Origin of the sequence: Streptomyces monticola (assembly GCF_042665355.1) — a bacterium.
GTDB classification, from domain to species: domain Bacteria; phylum Actinomycetota; class Actinomycetes; order Streptomycetales; family Streptomycetaceae; genus Streptomyces; species Streptomyces monticola.
The window spans coordinates 1-11,939 of sequence record NZ_JBHTCF010000045.1 but is presented as its reverse complement, the minus strand read 5'-3'; the positions used below and the strand labels follow the sequence as shown (position 1 = coordinate 11,939).

Genomic DNA, 11,939 nt, shown 5'->3' with positions numbered 1-11,939 from the left:
GCGCGAAGGCCACCACCTCGTCCGAGCCGGAGACCGGGTCGGGCGTACCCGCGACCAGCGGGGCGCCGGCACGCTGGGCGATATGCCGGGCCGCGACCTTGTCCCCCAGATCCCGGATCGCCTGCGGCGGCGGACCGATCCACACCAGACCCGCATCAAGCACCGCCTGCGCGAACTCCGCGTTCTCCGACAGGAACCCATAGCCCGGATGCACGGCATCGGCACCCGAATCCTTCGCCGCGGCCAGCACCTTGGCCATATCCAGATAACTGGCGGCCGGAGTGTCACCGCCCAGCGCGAACGCCTCATCCGCCGCACGCACATGCAACGCGTCCCGGTCCGGATCGGCGTAGACCGCCACACTCGCGATCCCCGCGTCCCGGCACGCCCGGGCCACACGGACAGCGATTTCGCCACGGTTGGCGATGAGCACCTTGTCCACGTCAGGACGCCTGTCGCTCCGCAAGGACTCGCTGGGCCGGCGCGTTGTGGGCGAACCTGCCCTCCTCTCCTTCGAGGGCACCCATCGTGCCCTCGAAGAAGATCAGCGGTTCCAGGCCCTGCTGCGGCTGGCCGAGCTCGACGACCTCGCCCACGATGATGTCGTGGTCGCCGCCCGCGTATACGCCGACGGTCGTGCAGGTCAGGAAGGCCAGCGCCTCACTCAGTACGGGCAGGCCCGTGGAGCCGCTGTGGTGGGGCACGCCCTGGAAGCCGTCGGGCTGACGGCCGGCGAAGGCGCGGGCCAGCTTCTCCTGGCGCCCCGAAAGGAAGTTGACCGTGAACCCGCCGCTGCGCTCCAGCACGTCGTGCAGTCGCGACTGCCGGTGGAGACAGAACAGCACCAGCGGCGGGTCGAGGGACACCGAGGTGAAGGAGTTGACCGTCGTACCCTCCGCACAGTCGTCCTCCCCGGTGGTGATGACGGTCACCCCGGTCACGAAGAGACCGCACACACTGCGCAGGCTCCGCGGGTCTATCGGCTGGACCTGATGCTGGTGCATCAGTGTGCGCGCTGCAGACATGCGTATCCCTTTCAGGGCTTGGACCGGTCGAAGGAACCGGTCGGCGGAACCGGTCGGAGGAACCAGTCGGCTGACCGGTCGGAGGAACCAGTCGGCTGACCGGTCGGAGGAACCAGTCGGCTGACCGGTCGTTCAGAGCAGCTTCCTGACCTTCGCCCCGGCCTTCAGGATTCCGAGGAGGAACTCCCGGCCGATGGCGTGCACTTCCTCCGGTGCCTGGACCGACGCCCAGTAGAGGAAGCGCGCCATGGTCACGGTCGAGGGCGCGACGAAGCGTTTCTCCTCGTCCTTCCAGCCGAAGACCGGATTGACGATGTCGGAGTCGCGCAGGAGCTTGAAGACGATGTCGGCGGCCTCGTCCCCGGTGAGGGCACCCACCTCGTACTTCTCGCAGGTCTCCGCCGTGGCCTCGAGGAGGGTCTTGAACTTGTCGCTCTCGGGCCACCACAGGCCCGGGAACTGGGTCTCCTCCAGCTCCTTGAAGTGCCGCGGGTCTCCGTCGCGTACGTACTTCAGGCGGGCCCGCGTCAGACGCATGACGCCGGGGCTGATGAACGCGCCCCAGACACGGAAGAGCGCGTTCCAGAGGCGGAAGTGGGAGAAGGCGATGAAGGAGCTGTTGACGATCTCGTCGTTGTAGCGCAGCAGCCCCTGCTCCAGGCGTTCCACGTACTCGAACCGCTCCGCCGAGAAGTCCCCGTCCTTGAGGGCGTCGAGCAGCCGTGAGGTCAGCGCGTCGACCACCTCGAAGGTGTTCGAGAGCCCCCGGGAGAACAGCGGGTCGAGGAACCCGGCCGCGTGGGACATCAGGCACCAGCGGTCGCCGATCGTCTGCTTCGAGGAGTACTGCAGCCGGTCCGTCGACACCCACTCGCGGACCCGGCCCGCACCCTCGAACTGCCGCTTGACCGCGGGGTACTTGTCGAGGAACTGCGCGAACTCCTGCTCGGGCGTCAGGTCCTTCGGCTTGGGATAGGTGCGCTCGTCGATGGTGAGCCCGACGCTGCACAGCGGGTTGCGGGACTTGGGGTGGTTGTCGAAGGGGATGATCCAGAACCAGCCGCGGTCGATGAGGTGGTGCATGGTGCCGGTGTGCCAGTCGGCCGGCGGGCGCAGCGCCTTCGGGTGGCCGCTGACGTCGTCGAACGGTTTGATGCCGACGTAGTGCGTGAACATCGAGCGCGAGTGGTGCTTGAAGCGGGCGGGCTGGTCGCGCAGATCGAACTTCTGGGCCAGCGGCGAGCGGAAACCACTCGCGTCGACCAGGTACTGCGCGCGGAAGACCTCGCCGTTCTGGCCGGTGACGGTCACCCCGCCGGCGTCGAAGTCGACGTCGGTGGCGCGCCAGTTCTGCCGGGCGACACAGCCGTACTTGACGGCGACGTGGAACATGAACGCGTCGCTGTCCTGGCGGAACATATGGCTGTTGTGGAGGAAGATCTTCGGCAGTGCCAGCTGGGTGGCCTCGCGCGGGTCGGGCTCCTTGCCCTCCTCGTGCTTCATGAAGCCGAAGTGGGCCTTCGTGCCGAAGGTGGGCCCGATGTCGCGGGTGCTGGCGGTGACGCTGGACAGGCTCTTCAGCTCGGGGATGTCGTGCCGCTCCGACAGGATGTGGATCCACTCGACGAGCTGCGGTGTCATCGACTCGCCGATGGCGAAGCGCGGATGCGCGGCCGCGTCGACGAGCAGGACCCTGGCTCCGTGGCGGGCAAGGACCGTCCCGGTCACCGAGCCGGCGAGGCCGGTGCCCAGAATGATCACGTCGTAGGTGGCTTTCTCGGGTATCTCCGGCCCGCCTTCGGGCGGCTTCGTGACCATGAGCAGTCTCCTGTCGTTGATGCGGTCCGGTGTGTGCTCAGACGGCGGCGGGACGGCCGCCGGTACCCCAGAGGTCGAGCGATTCGTACGCCGTACGCCACTCGGCTTCGTAGGCCGCGCGCAGTGGGTCGGGAATGTGCCGCAGCACGGCGGCGGCCCGGGTGGCGTCGGTGTCGTCCAGGAGCCAGGGCAGATACCGGGGCGCGTCGTCGCCGATCCGGTCGCGCTGATGCACGCTGAAGTTCTGCCACTGCTCCTCGGTCAGGGTGGTGTCCATCAGGATCAGTGCGTCGGACTCCTCGTGCGCGAGGTGGTCGCAGAGCCCCGTGTGCAGGGTGTCGACGAGGCCGCCGAGGCGCTCGAGCCCCGATGCGCGGTCCGCCACGGCCGCGTCGACGGCGTCGAGCAGGGGGTCGATGATGGCGTGCTCGGCCTCCATGGCGTCGAGGAGCGCCAGGTCGTCGGGGCGTTCGGCCAGGGCCTGGCGCATGACGGGCCAGACGGTGAGGTCCTCGGCGCGGTGGTGGGCCTGCAGGAACTTCTTGAACATCTCCCAGCCGACCGCGGTGCTCAGGACGTGGCGTGGGTCCTCGTCGACGCGGGCGGTGATCCGGGCGATGCGCTCCAGCTCGCGGCGGAGGGCGTCATGGATGGCACTCATCATCGTCATGTCGAGCTTGTACTGGTGACTCATGACTCTCTCCTCGTTCCGGCGTGCGCGTTTCGGGCGGCGGCGCGACTCATCCGGTTTCCTCGGGCCGCTGTACGGGGTGTGGCGGCGACGCGGCTCATCCGGTCTCGGCCGTCGCCTTCGGCCGGGGTCCCGGTACGTCGGGTTCGGCGGGCGGTTCGGCGGAGGGCTCGGCGGGCGGCTCGACAGAGGGCCCGGCGGGTGGCCCGGCGCCACGGATCCAGGTCAGCGCCGGCGTGGTCAGTGCGGTCGTCACCAGGGCCATCAGGACGAGCGCGGTGAACAGGTCACGGCCGATGACGCCGAGGCCGAGGCCGATGTTGAGGACGACGAGCTCGGTCAGTCCGCGGCAGTTCATCAGTGCGCCGATCGACAGCGATTCACGCCAGGACCGGCCCGAGAGCCGGGCGGCCCCCGCTCCCCCGCCCCACTTCCCGATGACCGCCACCACCAGGACGGCGAGCGCCCACAGCCACTGCTCCGCCGACCCGGCGAGCAGCGCCACATCCGTCTTCAGGCCGGTGGTGACGAAGAACAGCGGCAGCAGCACCGGTACGGCGACGGAGTGCAGCCGGGCGGCGGAGCGCTCGATCACCCGGGAGCCGCGCGGCACCATCGCGCCGAACACGAAGGCCCCGAACAGCGCGTGCACGCCGATGTGTTCCGTGGCGAGTGCGGACAGGCACAGGCCGCTGAAGAGCACGACCATCACCGCGCCGTCGGACGCGGTGCGTTCGGCGCGGGCCACCCAGCGGGCGAGCAGCGGGCGCACCACGTAGCGCATGCAGACCATGTAGGCCACGGCGAGCAGCACCGTGATGAGTACCTGGGCCGGCTCACTGCTGGTGCTGACGGCGACGACCACGGCGAGCAGACACCACGCCGTCACGTCGTCGACGGCGGCGCAGGCCATCGCCAGGGCGCCGGTCGGTGTCCGGTACAGGTCCCGTTCGGTCAGGATGCGGGCGAGTACGGGAAACGCGGTGATGCTCATCGACACCGCGATGAACAGGACGAACGGCAGCCGGCCCACGCCGTCGGGCGCGAAGGTGGCGTACATGCCGAGGGCGAGGCAGGTGCCGAGTGCCAGGGGCAGCGCGATGCTGGCCTGGCTGACCGCGATGGCCGTGCGGCTCTGTCCGCGCAGCAGTCCGACGTCGAGTTCGAGGCCGATGAGGAACATATAGGCCAGCAGGCCCAGGTTGCCCAACGCCCCCAGGTAGGGCAGCACTTCGGCGGGGAAGAGGCTGTGCTGTGCCTCCGGCCAGAGCCAGCCCAGGAGTGAGGGCCCGAGGAGGATGCCGACGGCGATCTCGCCGACCACCGGAGGCTGTCCGAGCCGGTGCACGATGCGGGCGCCCGCCTTGCAGGCCAGGATCACGAGTGGGATGACGATCAGCAGGTCGGGAAGCGGGTCGCTCACTGCAGCCGCTACGGCCATCGGACCTCCAGGTCCAAGTGGGTGGGAGGGACGTGGCGGTGTTCGGGGTGCGGCTCAGCTTCCGTACGGCCGCAGGGACTTGGCGTCGCGCAGGGCGCGGCCCCACCAGACGAGCTGGTCGAGCATCAGCTTGGCCGCGGACGCGGCGCCCGCGGGGTCCGCGGGGAACCGGCCGTCGACGTCGTAGTGCTCGTTGATCTGCGGGAACGTGACGGTGTCCTTCATGCCGACGCAGTGGAACTCGGCGAAGATCTGCCGCAGATGCTCCACCGCGCGTACGCCGCCCGCCATGCCGAGGCCATAGCTGACGAAGGCGACGGGCTTGGCCTGCCACTCCGCGTTGAAGCTGTCGATGAGTGTCTTCAGCGGCCCCGGAAGGCTGCGGTTGTACTCGGGGACGATGACGACGAAGGCGTCCGCCGCGGCCAGGCGCGGGCGCAGCGCCACGGTTTCGGGCGCGTGCGGGACGAGGCTGGCGGGCAGGACGTGTTCGGCCAGGTCGACGGTGTCGACGACCAGGTCTTCGCGTACGTCGGTCTGCTGCGCGAACCACCGTGCCACGTCCGGCGCGAGACGTCCCTCGCGAGCGGATCCGATCAGCACGGTCACGCGCAGCGGCTCGGCGGCCGTGACGGTCATGACGGCCCCCTCAGCGTTTCGCCGCGGCCGGCGCGTCGGCCGGGGTCAGGGCGAGGAACTGGGTGGCGTCGACCCGGGACAGGATGCGGCGGGTGAGTCCGGGCATCACGGTCCGGCCGTCGTCCGTGAACACGGTCGGGTTGACCAGGCGGACGCGGCGGCCCCGGGTGGTGATCTCACAACCCCCGGCCGCGAGGACGTTCTTGACCCAGTCGGAGCCGGGTCCGTACGGCAGTGTGACGACGATGTCCTGGTCCCTGCGGAACAGCTTGACCGGAGTGGTGTACACCCGGCCCGACTTGCGGCCGGTGTGGTGGACCCGGCCGAAGCCGGGCAGCCGGCTCAGTACGGGGCCGACGAAGTGGTTCGCGACCAGGCGATTGAAACGGGCGACCCGCCTGCTGATCGGCATCTCTTCTCCTGTTCCAGGGAGGGGACACGGCTGCGCGGCTTCCACGGGCGCACACGACGCAAGCGCACGGCGGGCCGGGATGCGGTTCCCGGCCCGCCGTGCGCTTCGTGCGGAGGGGTACGTCGAGAGGGGTGCGTGGAGAGGGGTACGTCGAGAGGGGTGCGTGGAAGGAGTCGTGAAGGGGGCGGTGCGTCAGGCGGCGGCCTGCGGCTTGGGGCCGTCGGGGCGCGCCGTGAGCGGTCCGGCCGGCTTGCCGCCCGACTGAAGGAAGCGCTGCAGCGTGAAGTTGTCGACGATTCCCCAGCGTTCGGCGATCTTCTCCCCCTCGAACCGGAACCAGATGATCGCCTGGTGCTGGACGGTGAGGCCGGTCGCCGCTATCCCGATGAAGGGTCCGGTGTGGCGGCCGTGCATCACCCAGCGGATCGCGCACCGGTCGCCCTGCGAGATGAAGTCCAGGATCTCGTACCTGACGTCGCTGAAGGCGCTGCGCTGGATCTTGATGGTGTGCTTGAACGCCTCCGGTCCCGTCATGGAGTCGTCGTGGCTGCCGTGGTTCTTGAAGTCGGCGGTCAGATAGCGGTCCGCGGCGGAGAGGTCGCCTTGGTTGAGGCCCTCGTCGAAGACCCGCTCGACGAGTTCGCGCTGCTTTTCGGCGGTGATCATGGTGCGTCGTCCTCCAGTTGAGTCGTGGTGTGCAGGCCGAGGGCCGGGCCGAGCGTGGCGTCGTCGACCGAGGACACCTCCGTAGGGGGCGCACCGCTGCTCCAGGTGATCCGCAGCCGCAGGCGCTCGAACCGCCAGCCCTGCGGCGTGTTCCTGGCCGTGCCGTCGAAGCGGCCGCCCAGCTGGAAGCAGCGGGAGACGGCGGGCGGCCGGGGCGAGCCGAAGTGCATATGGGAGGCGATCAGGCTCCAGCGGACGCCGGCCCGGTCCTCGCCGTCCGGGACGACGAGGCACCCGGAGCCGTGGTGGTGGGTGCTCTCCCAGCGGCCCATGATGGCGCGGGTGAACCCGGCGAGCCCGGCGATGCCCTGGTGACTGCCCACCGGGAAGGTGAGCTCGATGTCCTCGGTGAAGAAGGACCTGGCCCAGGTGTCGTCGAAGTTCCCCGTGTCGAGGGAGGCGAGATAGCGCTCCACCAGTTCGCTGAGCGCGGCGCGCAGGTTCAGGCGCGCGACCTGCTCGGCCAGTGGCCCGGCGGCGGTGGTCGTCATGACACGCGGCGGGCCGTGGTCTCGGCGTCGGTCGCGTAGATCACCGTGTCGTCGTGCGCGTGCACGACCGCCTTGCCGGTGCCGGTGAAGGTGTCCCCGGAGCGCTGTGCGGCGATGTCGATCTTGATGTACGCCGCGCGGCGCCCGGTGGGGCTGATCTGGGTGACATCGGCGTTGAACACTTCACGGAAGGTGAACTCGAAGCGGTCGGCCGCGGTCACCGACCACGTGCCGGAGCCACCGCTTTTTCCTGTGGCCACGGCCAGCGTTTCGTCTGCGGCGAAGACCACGGAGTATTTGTCCACCTCGCCGTCGTGCGTGACTGTACCCTCCCATTTCCCAAGGGGAGCGTCGGGGGAAACAGACATGGAACCCACTTCCTCGGATTGATGGCACGGTGGTGCAGGAGAATTGAGCCGTGAATTCCGCGCGACCGGTATTAAGCCCCGCGCACAATCCGGTCGCGCGGAAGTTTTCTGCGGTTCCTGGCAGTTGCTCTGTGCGGTTCAGCTGATCCAGGTGGTCCAGGTGACTCAGACGGCTAGGCCACCTTGAGCTCGATGACCGAGCGGGTCGCGACCCGGCCGGGTGCCTTGTGCACCTTCACGACCGAGAGGCCCGCGGCCTTGGCGAGCTCGATGTTCTCGGTGAGGGTGCGCTCCTGGCCGCCGTAGTAGGCGTACATGCGGATGTCCATGCCGGTGTCGGGCGTCTCGCCGTCCGAGCCGGTCTCCTCGATGACGAACACCCGGCCGCTCGCGCCGGCCGCTGCGGCGCAGTTCTTGAGGATGTCGACGGACTGCGCGTCGTCCCAGTCGTGGATGACCGAGGACAGGACATACGCGTCGGCCGCGGGCAGCGGGTCGAAGAAGCTGCCACCGCGCACGCTGGCGCGGTCGCCGAGGCCGCGGGCGGCCAGGTTCTTCTCGGCGCGCTCCACGGTGCCCGGCAGGTCGAGCACGGTGCCGTGCAGTGTCGGGTGGGCCTCCAGGAGGGCGCCGAGGAGGATGCCGCCACCGCCGCCGAGGTCGATCAGGTGGGAGAACTTCGACCAGTCGTAGGCCTGGGCGATCTTCGCGGCGTCCTCGCCCACATTGCCGGCCATCTGGGCGTCGAAGGACTCGGCGAGACCCTTGTCGGACGCGAGTTCGTCCCAGAACGGCTTGCCGTACCTGACCTGGTGCGACGGCTCGCCGGTGCGCACGACGTGCGCCAGTTCCACGATGGCGAGGTCGGCGCGGCCGATGGCGCCTTCCAGGTCGATCAGGGAACGCTGCGGGCCCGGGTGGTCCGAGCGCAGCGCCTGGCCCTTCTCCGTCAGTTCGAACTCCTCGCCGTCGCCGCGCAGCAGACCGGCTGTGACCAGGTGCCGCAGCACGCGGTTCAGCGCGCCGGCGTGCAGGCCCGCGGGCTCGGCGATGTCCTGTGCCGTCTTGTAGCCGGAGGCGAGGTAGTCGGCCACCCGGTAGGTCGCGGCCACCCGCACACACATGGGGGTGATCAGGTCGGCCAGCTTCCAGAGCTCCAGGTCAGGAACGCCGTCTTGGTTCGTCGACACGTGGCTTCCTCTTCTCGGTGGATACCGCTGCGAAATCCGGGGGCGGCCCGGACCGTTGGTCAGGAAGAGAGCGGAACCGGCAATTCGGCGCTATGACGCCGGGGCGCGATGCATAAGGAGAACGTCGCCAGGGAGAACGCTGCCGATGACCACTTCGGGATACGCGGGATACCGCCCTGAATTTGGGCGTGACTCAACCGCCAAATAAAGCGTGACAGATTCAGCGGAGCCCGTCAACCCCCGTTCTCATAACGGGGGTTGAGAGAATGGGCTCCGCTTATCCTTTTCTTTTCGATCAGTGCTGCGTTTGCTGCGGCTGCCGCGCGGGCTTGAAGGTGGCGGCTCCGATGGCCAGGGCCACGGCGTAGAGCAGCGCACCCACCATCAGGCCGACGGTGTACCCCTCGGTCAGCGCGGCGGGGCTGCCGCCGGCCGGGGTGGCCGCGAGGGCCACGGCCACGAGCACCGAGAGTCCGATCGCGCCGCCGATCTGCTGACCGGTATTGATGAGCCCGGAGGCGATACCGGTGTCCTGCGGCGCGACCCCGCGCACCCCGACGATCGTCGCGGTGACGAAGGAGAGGCCGAGCCCGACGCCGGCGACCAGCTGCGCGGGCAGCAGTACGGCCCAGGCGTTGGTGTCCGGGCCAAGGGCGCCGAACCAGAGCGTACCGGCGGTGGCGAGCGCCAGTCCGAGCACGGTCACCGTGCGTTCCGAGGTCCGCGCCAGGATCTGCGGCCCGATACCGCCGGCGGCGAGCACCATGCCCACCGCGAACGGCAGATAGGCCAGGGCGCACTCCATCGGCGTGTAGCCGAGGACCAGCTGCATGTACAGCGTGAGGAAGTAGAACGTGGCCGCCATGCCGCCGCCCACGAGCAGCATGATGAGGATGGCCCCGCTGCGGCCCCGGTCCTGCAGCACGCGGGGCGGCATCATGGCCACCGCGCTGCGCCGCTGGATGGCGAGGAAGGAGAGCAGCAGGACGGCGGCGACGGCCAGGAGGCCGAGGGTGGTCCCGCTGGTCCAGCCTTCCGTGTTGGCCTGGTTGATCGCGAAGATCAGTGAGCCGAGGCCGAGGGTCGCGGTGATCGCGCCCGGTACGTCGATACCGCCGCCGCGCTCCCGCTCGCCTTCCACCAGGACGACCGTGCCGAGCAGCACGACGACGGCGATCGGGATGTTGACGTAGAGCACCCAGCGCCAGCTCAGGTACTCGGTGAGGACGCCGCCGAGCATCAGGCCGACGACCGAGCCGAGGCCGCCCACCGCGCCGTACACACCCAGCGCCTTGTTGCGCGCGGGGCCCGCGGGGAACGTGGTGGCGAGCAGGGAGAGCGCGGTCGGTGCGGCGATGGCCGCGCCGACGCCCTGCAGGGCCCGGGCCGCGATCAGCACGGCGCCGTTGGGCGCGAGACCGCCGATGAGCGAGGCCACGGTGAAGATCACGAGACCGATGCGGAAGACCCGCCTGCGGCCGAAGAGATCGCCGGACCTGCCGCCGACGAGCAGCAGCCCGCCGAAGGCCAGGAGGTAGGCGCTCATCACCCAACTGAGGTTGGCCGCCGAGAGGTTGAGGTCGCTCTGGATGGGGGGAAGGGCGACGCCGACGATGGTGGCGTCCAGGACGAGCATCAGCTGCGCCGAGGCGATGACCAGGAGAGCCAGGCCTAAGCGGGGCTTGGGTGCGGGCGGTGCTACCGCCTCGCGAATGACGTCGGATCGTTCATGCAGAGTCATGGGACTCCTCCGGTGTGTCCGTTGAAGGCTGTCGGCTCGCGCCTTGCCGCGCAGGGCGCCCGGCTCGTTCCTGGGGGCCTCCTCGCTCTGTGGCCGAGGAACTCGCTTGGCCCGGAGGTACGTTGGGACCGTACCGTGCACCCTCATAATCGTCAACATCCCAACTGATTGCCAACGTAACTATCACCTTTGGTATGCTGTATCGGCCGGGCGGTCCGGCGCGATGGAACCGATGCAGCGAGGTGGGCACCATGAAGCCGACGGGGACCCTGGACCCAACCTCCTCCACGCCCGTGCGTGGATACGTCGGTGACCTGCTGCGACGGGCTTTCACCCAACTCACCGGCGAAGCGATGCAAGACGGCCCGCCGTCACGGGACTTCGTCCTCCTGGATGTACTCGCCGAGCACGACGCCCGCTCCCAGCGGGAGCTGGCCGAGCGCCTCGGCATCAACCGGACGGTGATGGTGCGGCTGATCGACCGCCTTGAACAGCTCGGCCATGTGACCCGGCGGCGCGACCCGGCCAACCGCCGGTCGTACGTCCTGTCGCTGACCGAGTCCGGGCGGGCCGCTCTCGACGAGATGCGGCGCAGCGTGTCCGAGCGGGACGCGCGGATCGCCGCCGCCCTGACGGCTCGTCAGCGCAAGCGGCTCGGCACCCTCATCGGCACGCTGCTGCCGGAGGCGGAGCAGGCGGCCACGCAGAGCGTCGAGTATCTGGTCACCCAGGCGCACTACCAGCAGCGCCGGCGTTTCGACGCCCTGCTCGGCGAACTCGGCCTGAAGGTACGGCACTTCGGCCCGCTGGCCGGGATCGACCGGCTCGGCCCCTGCCCGCAGCAGCAGCTGGCAAGGGACCTCGCGATCACCGAGCCCGCCGCGGCGGAAGTGGTCGAGGAGCTGGTGCAGGCAGGGCTCGTGGCCCGCGGGCAGGACCCGCACGACCGCCGTCGGTACGCCTTGGAGCTCACCGGCGCCGGCCGCAAGAAGATGCCCGCTGTCTACGAAGCGGCGCGGCGCATACAGGACGAGGCACGTGCCGCACTCGGCGAGACCGGCGAGGAGGAGCTGCGCAAGCTGCTGACCAAACTGCTGTCGTGACGCACAGGCAGGCGGTCGCACAGGTAGGCGGACGGGCAGACGGGCAGACGGGCAGACGGGCAGACGGGCGTCAGTAGCGGTAGTGGTCGGGCTTGTAGGGGCCTTCGACCTTCACACCGATGTAGTCGGCCTGCTCGGGACGCAGCTGGGTCAGCTTCACACCCAGAGCGTCCAGGTGCAGCCGGGCGACCTTCTCGTCCAGGTGCTTGGGCAGCACATAGACATCGGTCGGGTACTCCTCCGGCTTGGTGAACAGCTCGATCTGCGCCAGCGTCTGGTCCGCGAACGAGTTGG

Annotated in this window: 14 protein-coding genes; 1 reads left to right on the top strand and 13 read right to left on the bottom strand. The window is 69.4% G+C overall.

The features are described from left to right. From ACFQVC_RS42070 to ACFQVC_RS42015, 12 genes are all read right to left on the bottom strand, one after another. A partial coding sequence (locus ACFQVC_RS42070) for a biotin carboxylase N-terminal domain-containing protein (protein ID WP_381841965.1) occupies positions 1–442 on the bottom strand: 442 nt, incomplete at its 3' end. Between the two features lies 1 nt (position 443). Further along, on the bottom strand, positions 444–1,025 hold the full coding sequence (locus ACFQVC_RS42065; protein WP_381841963.1) for a flavin reductase family protein: 582 nt from the start codon (positions 1,023–1,025) through the stop codon (positions 444–446). A 132-nt stretch (positions 1,026–1,157) separates the two neighbouring features. Next, the gene (locus tag ACFQVC_RS42060; RefSeq protein WP_381841960.1) at positions 1,158–2,843 is read right to left on the bottom strand and encodes an NAD(P)/FAD-dependent oxidoreductase; all 1,686 of its coding nucleotides are present in this window, start codon (positions 2,841–2,843) and stop codon (positions 1,158–1,160) included. 37 nt (positions 2,844–2,880) lie between these two features. Then, positions 2,881–3,537 carry a hemerythrin domain-containing protein gene (locus ACFQVC_RS42055; RefSeq protein WP_381841958.1) on the bottom strand — a complete coding sequence of 219 codons (657 nt, stop codon included), beginning with the start codon at positions 3,535–3,537 and terminating at the stop codon, positions 2,881–2,883. Between the two features lie 94 nt (positions 3,538–3,631). Beyond that, positions 3,632–4,975, bottom strand: coding sequence for a cation:proton antiporter (locus ACFQVC_RS42050; protein ID WP_381841955.1), 1,344 nt, complete (start codon positions 4,973–4,975; stop codon positions 3,632–3,634). Between the two features lie 54 nt (positions 4,976–5,029). Then, positions 5,030–5,614: an NADPH-dependent FMN reductase gene (locus tag ACFQVC_RS42045; RefSeq protein WP_381841952.1), complete on the bottom strand. Its 585-nt coding sequence runs from the start codon at positions 5,612–5,614 to the stop codon at positions 5,030–5,032. 10 nt (positions 5,615–5,624) lie between these two features. Beyond that, positions 5,625–6,026, bottom strand: a complete 402-nt coding sequence (locus tag ACFQVC_RS42040) for a nitroreductase family deazaflavin-dependent oxidoreductase (RefSeq protein ID WP_381841949.1) — start codon at positions 6,024–6,026, stop codon at positions 5,625–5,627. Between the two features lie 192 nt (positions 6,027–6,218). Then, on the bottom strand, positions 6,219–6,692 hold the full coding sequence (locus ACFQVC_RS42035) for an ester cyclase (protein ID WP_381841946.1): 474 nt from the start codon (positions 6,690–6,692) through the stop codon (positions 6,219–6,221). Further along, positions 6,689–7,243: a nuclear transport factor 2 family protein gene (locus tag ACFQVC_RS42030; RefSeq protein WP_381841943.1), complete on the bottom strand. Its 555-nt coding sequence runs from the start codon at positions 7,241–7,243 to the stop codon at positions 6,689–6,691. The genes ACFQVC_RS42035 and ACFQVC_RS42030 overlap by 4 nt, the downstream gene beginning before the upstream one ends. Beyond that, on the bottom strand, positions 7,240–7,548 hold the full coding sequence (locus tag ACFQVC_RS42025; protein WP_381841940.1) for a dehydrogenase: 309 nt from the start codon (positions 7,546–7,548) through the stop codon (positions 7,240–7,242). Before ACFQVC_RS42025 ends, ACFQVC_RS42030 begins: the two co-directional genes overlap by 4 nt. 236 nt (positions 7,549–7,784) lie before the next feature. Further along, positions 7,785–8,801 (bottom strand): methyltransferase, encoded by a 1,017-nt coding sequence (locus ACFQVC_RS42020; protein WP_381841938.1) that lies wholly within the window; start codon positions 8,799–8,801, stop codon positions 7,785–7,787. A 295-nt stretch (positions 8,802–9,096) separates the two neighbouring features. Further along, on the bottom strand, positions 9,097–10,542 hold the full coding sequence (locus ACFQVC_RS42015) for an MFS transporter (RefSeq protein ID WP_381841936.1): 1,446 nt from the start codon (positions 10,540–10,542) through the stop codon (positions 9,097–9,099). Between the two features lie 251 nt (positions 10,543–10,793). Here ACFQVC_RS42015 and ACFQVC_RS42010 point away from each other — a divergent pair, with 251 nt between their 5' ends. Further along, the gene (locus ACFQVC_RS42010) at positions 10,794–11,645 is read left to right on the top strand and encodes a MarR family winged helix-turn-helix transcriptional regulator (RefSeq protein ID WP_381841933.1); all 852 of its coding nucleotides are present in this window, start codon (positions 10,794–10,796) and stop codon (positions 11,643–11,645) included. A 70-nt stretch (positions 11,646–11,715) separates the two neighbouring features. On the opposite strand, the gene ACFQVC_RS42005 is transcribed toward ACFQVC_RS42010, so the two are convergent. Beyond that, positions 11,716–11,939, bottom strand: a 224-nt coding sequence (locus ACFQVC_RS42005) for an adenosylhomocysteinase (protein ID WP_381841930.1), incomplete at its 5' end; no start/stop codon positions are given.

Excerpts from the sequence above, each read along its gene's own strand:
- ACFQVC_RS42060 (WP_381841960.1), bottom strand. The coding sequence starts at position 2,843 with ATGGTCACGAAGCCGCCCGAAGGCGGGCCGGAGATACCCGAGAAAGCC.
- ACFQVC_RS42035 (WP_381841946.1), bottom strand. The coding sequence starts at position 6,692 with ATGATCACCGCCGAAAAGCAGCGCGAACTCGTCGAGCGGGTCTTCGAC.
- ACFQVC_RS42050 (WP_381841955.1), bottom strand. The coding sequence starts at position 4,975 with ATGGCCGTAGCGGCTGCAGTGAGCGACCCGCTTCCCGACCTGCTGATC.
- ACFQVC_RS42055 (WP_381841958.1), bottom strand. The coding sequence starts at position 3,537 with ATGAGTCACCAGTACAAGCTCGACATGACGATGATGAGTGCCATCCAT.
- ACFQVC_RS42045 (WP_381841952.1), bottom strand. The coding sequence starts at position 5,614 with ATGACCGTCACGGCCGCCGAGCCGCTGCGCGTGACCGTGCTGATCGGA.
- ACFQVC_RS42030 (WP_381841943.1), bottom strand. The coding sequence starts at position 7,243 with ATGACGACCACCGCCGCCGGGCCACTGGCCGAGCAGGTCGCGCGCCTG.
- ACFQVC_RS42010 (WP_381841933.1), top strand. The coding sequence starts at position 10,794 with ATGAAGCCGACGGGGACCCTGGACCCAACCTCCTCCACGCCCGTGCGT.
- ACFQVC_RS42065 (WP_381841963.1), bottom strand. The coding sequence starts at position 1,025 with ATGTCTGCAGCGCGCACACTGATGCACCAGCATCAGGTCCAGCCGATA.
- ACFQVC_RS42015 (WP_381841936.1), bottom strand. The coding sequence starts at position 10,542 with ATGACTCTGCATGAACGATCCGACGTCATTCGCGAGGCGGTAGCACCG.
- ACFQVC_RS42040 (WP_381841949.1), bottom strand. The coding sequence starts at position 6,026 with ATGCCGATCAGCAGGCGGGTCGCCCGTTTCAATCGCCTGGTCGCGAAC.